The 2,577-nt window shown below is 41.1% G+C and carries 5 protein-coding genes; 3 read left to right on the plus strand and 2 right to left on the minus strand.

From position 1 onward, the window contains the following. Positions 1-418: 418 nt before the first annotated feature. Both ACFIMA_RS09405 and ACFIMA_RS09410 read left to right on the plus strand, forming a co-directional pair. On the plus strand, positions 419-1,189 hold the full coding sequence (locus ACFIMA_RS09405; protein ID WP_375693417.1) for a Rha family transcriptional regulator: 771 nt from the start codon (positions 419-421) through the stop codon (positions 1,187-1,189). Further along, positions 1,186-1,464 carry a hypothetical protein gene (locus tag ACFIMA_RS09410; RefSeq protein WP_375624254.1) on the plus strand — a complete coding sequence of 93 codons (279 nt, stop codon included), beginning with the start codon at positions 1,186-1,188 and terminating at the stop codon, positions 1,462-1,464. Before ACFIMA_RS09405 ends, ACFIMA_RS09410 begins: the two co-directional genes overlap by 4 nt. A gap of 50 nt (positions 1,465-1,514) precedes the next feature. Here the strand turns inward: ACFIMA_RS09410 and ACFIMA_RS09415 are convergent, their stop codons facing one another. After that, positions 1,515-1,826, minus strand: coding sequence for a DNA-binding protein (locus ACFIMA_RS09415; RefSeq protein ID WP_208439803.1), 312 nt, complete (start codon positions 1,824-1,826; stop codon positions 1,515-1,517). 12 nt (positions 1,827-1,838) lie between these two features. After that, on the minus strand, positions 1,839-2,162 hold the full coding sequence (locus ACFIMA_RS09420) for a type II toxin-antitoxin system RelE/ParE family toxin (protein WP_015857128.1): 324 nt from the start codon (positions 2,160-2,162) through the stop codon (positions 1,839-1,841). Between the two features lie 182 nt (positions 2,163-2,344). On the opposite strand from ACFIMA_RS09420, the gene ACFIMA_RS09425 reads away from it, so the two are divergent. Then, positions 2,345-2,577 (plus strand): lysozyme (locus tag ACFIMA_RS09425; protein WP_375693418.1); only part of this gene is annotated, 233 nt, incomplete at its 3' end.

The raw sequence follows: 2,577 nt of genomic DNA on the forward strand, positions 1-2,577 counted from the left end.
GCAAACACCACACCAGACAAAGATGATACCCTTGACCCAAACGCCCCACCAAACGCATGCGACGAAGGCGAAGGCGTCATCCATATGGATGAGGAAGATAGATAAGTCAAATTAGTAAAAACGTAAAAAATCTCGAAAGCCACTTGACATTGTGGCGACAATATGAATAATCGAATCAGGTGCTTGAAAAACACCTTAAATACCAAGCGGACGAGCTACCGAAATAGTTTATTTTCCGCACATTGTAAAGACTTTGACTCATTGTATGTTATACGCATATAATGACCTCGTCGGGTGTGGTTGCGCTATAAAATACCCTTATGGGGAAAGTGTAACGACGGACTTGGTACCGTGTTTTTCAGCGCCCGGCACTCTTTTAGAGTGTCAATGAAAAACGTCTATTACCAAGGAGTTCATAATGAACACACTTATAGAAATTAAAGAAAGCACTACTAATAATGCTACCACTCAGACTATGTCTAGCCGTGAGATTGCAGAATTGTGTGGTAAACAACATAAACATGTTATACGTGACATTAAGCAAATGCTTGAAGAACTTAACGCCCCCAAATTTGGGGTGGTTAATTTTAGCGAGCCCAAATTTGGGCTGGCTAAATTTTTAAGCAATTATATTGATGAACAAGGGAAAAGCCGCCCTTGTTATAACTTACCTAAACGTGAATGTTTAATTCTTGTTTCAGGTTACAGTACTGCCTTACGAGCTAAAATCATTGACCGTTGGCAAGAATTGGAAAAACAGATAGCCGCACCACAAGTAGATCTTGCCAATGCTTTGGAAAATCCTCTTACGATTAAGCAACTCCTTTTAGAGAGTATCAATCAATTAGAAGATTTGAGAAATGAGGTGAGTACACTCAAACCGAAAGCAGAAGCTTTGGAAGGTTTAAAACGCTCTGATGGTTTGTTTGGTTTGATAGAAGCAGCAAAGATGTTGGAAGTAAGACCAAAGGACTTAACCGATTACTTGCGTAAACATGATTGGGTGTATCGACGGGCTCCAGGGGCGCCTCTGTTACCTTATCAGGATAAGATCAAGAAAGGATTCATGGATTGCCCTGCTATCACCATTCAAAGACCGGATGGTACAGAAAAGGTGCTGCCTTCAACAAAAATCACATCCAGAGGATTGGCATGTTTGAGAGAACAAATCCATGAAGGTGTGCAATGAATAGCAGTGTCGACTTCTTATGTGATTTGTGGCTGTCGTTGTTTAAGCTTTCTAACCATCGAGGCATTGGAGATGAGGACTGCAATGCTATAGTTGAGGTTATGGAATCGGTCGTAGATGCTCTGGTTTTAAAGCTTCAAGATGACGTGCCCAATATTACAAAAATCTTGGCAATTTTGACAGATTTTGGAGCTTCAGAACTTCCACATCGTATGGATTCTTTGTTGCGAACTTATGAACAAAATTTGGAGCCTCCCATTAAAAAGGTTGCTTAAATACCTCCCTTCCCCATCTTTAAAGGTGGGGAGGGGTTAATACACTAAAGTTATACGTGTGGAACTGGTCGTTCAAGAGGCTGTACAGCCAAACGAAACCCCATGGTACGCAGTAAAGCATTCAAGCTGCGGAACTCTGGATTACCTTTTTCTGAAAGTGTACGGTAAAGTTGTGTTGGGTTCAAGTTGGCTGCTTTAGCTACAGCTTGAACACCACCATAAGCTTTGGCCATTTGGCGTAGAGTTACAAGCAGCTCACCCTGATCACCATCTGCTAGGATTGCATCAAGGGTAGCTGCTGCCAACTCAGGATCATCACGGAATATTTCTGCCATTGCATCATCATGGTTACGGTCTTTCATTTTTGCACTCCTTTAATCTTCACGGTTTTGCCAATCACGCCAGCAAGCACATGCACGAGTGATATCAGTCTCTTGTGTTTTTTTGCTGCCACCGCATAATAGCAACAATACGGTCTTTCCAGATTGGACATAATAAACTCGGTAGCCAGGACCAACATTAATACGCAATTCATGAACACCCTCACGAAGCGGCTTGAAATCGCCAAAGTTTCCCTGCTCTAAACGATTAAGGCGGCGAATAATTGCAGTTTTAGCCTGCATATCACGGAGCTTTCGCAGCCAATCAGCTATCAAGTCTTTGCCATCAGAAGTAAGGTAGTGACGTATTTCAAACATGATGTATATTCGTTTATAAACGAATATTTGTCAAGAAAGAAATTAAAAGTTGAGAAAAAATCTTCTTTTATTCCAATGAAAAAGTGACATGAAGCTTAACCAAGCTATCTTTCCGAATGAAAAAGATGTCAATTTTTTAATCCAGCTCTGCTTTTTGCGGAGCTTTTTTTATGGAGAAGCATATGCGAAAAATATCATCAGAAGGGCTAGCACTTATCAAACAATGGGAAGGCTTGCGTTTAAGCGCCTACAAAGATACCATTGGTGTGTGGACAATAGGTTATGGACATACAAACAATGCTGGGAAGCCTTTTGTTTATGAAGGCATGACCATCACGGAAAAGCAAGCAGAAGAACTTCTTTGCCAAGACTTAAGACAATTTGAAAATGTCGTTGAACGCGCTGTTACAGTTTC

Origin of the sequence: Bartonella sp. AP88HLJMH (assembly GCF_042195605.1) — a bacterium.
In the GTDB taxonomy this organism is placed as follows: Bacteria; Pseudomonadota; Alphaproteobacteria; order Rhizobiales; family Rhizobiaceae; genus Bartonella.